The following is a 1,135-nucleotide window of genomic DNA, read 5'->3' as shown; positions in this document are numbered from 1 at the left end:
GGCTGGCCGCCGAGGCCGCCGGTGCTGAACTCGCTGCCCAGATCGCTTTCCGACAGGCTGTGGAACGGCAGGCCCAGGTCCGGCGGGTTCACCGGCGGGGTCAGGCCCAGCGGATCCAGCCGCGCGCCGAGGTGGCCGCGTGAACGGTAGGCGGTGATCAGGCGGCCGACATGGCGCTCGCGCTCGTCGCCGCTCGGGCCGGTGCCGCTGTTGGCGGCCTGGCGCGCGGCGCTGGCGATGTGGGCGATGACCGCCGAGTGGGGGACGTCACCGGCATCGCGGCCCTGGAAGCCGTCGAAGTAGGTTTTCCACTTGGGATCGATGCTGTCGGGAGAGACCAGATACTGTTCGTACAGGTCTTCGATATAGGCGGCATTGCCGCCGGCGAGTTGCGATGACTGCGCAAACTGCTTGAGTAGATTGTCCACGATGGTGGGGTGCGGTCGCTTTGTTTGGGGTGGCTTGCGGCAGGAACCGGCGGACGCGAGGGCCGCGCGGGCGTAATCAAGCGCAAAAATTATACCCCCATGAACCAGCCGGGGTGTGCATTCGGCGTGGTCAAGGCCGATCCCGGTTCATCCGTGGCAGTTGCGGCGTGGTCGCGGCCGCCTCACCAGCCCAGTGCGCGCAGTTCGCTGCAGGGCCGGGCGCGCTCCCAGACCCGCTCGAAGGCGGCGCGCAACTGGCGCGCGCGGCCGCCACCGAGCAGGTCGGTCTCGCCGTCGTAACGGTGACCGAGTCCACGGAAGTAGTAGCCGCCGCCGTCGTCGACCAGGTAGGCGGTGGCGTCGCTGCGGTCCACCGGATCGCTGACTTCGCGGAACTGGAACACGCTGGGCAGGCGTTGCGCCAGGCCCAGCAAGGGGGCGCCGACGCGCTGCGGCGCGGCCGCGTCGTGCAGCAGCACCCGCACCTGCTTGGCATGCGCGGCGACCGCGAAGCGGCGCAGTTGCTCCACCACGCCGGGATCGTCGAGCAGACCGGGATCCAGCATGCGGGTGTGGATCAGCACCTGGCGGCGGGCCTGCGCCAGCACCGCGATGCTGGCGGCGATCGCCATCGCCGCGTCCTCCACCGCCACCGCGCCGTCGAAGCGGCGGCGCAGCGGCACGGCCTCCGCGGTGGCGGCCACGCC

The 1,135-nt window shown here is 71.0% G+C and carries 2 pseudogenes; both read right to left on the bottom strand.

Annotated elements, in window-relative coordinates:
- Nucleotides 1-428 (bottom strand): annotated as a pseudogene (gene sucA / locus D180_RS14815) (2-oxoglutarate dehydrogenase E1 component); the annotation flags it as partial.
- A gap of 182 nt (nt 429-610) precedes the next feature.
- Nucleotides 611-1,135, bottom strand: a pseudogene (locus D180_RS14810) (GNAT family N-acetyltransferase); the annotation flags it as partial.

It is taken from the genome of Xanthomonas sp. SHU 166 (assembly GCF_000364685.1).
Classification (GTDB): domain Bacteria; phylum Pseudomonadota; class Gammaproteobacteria; order Xanthomonadales; family Xanthomonadaceae; genus Xanthomonas_A; species Xanthomonas_A sontii.
This window is presented reverse-complemented; position numbering and strand designations above follow the sequence as displayed.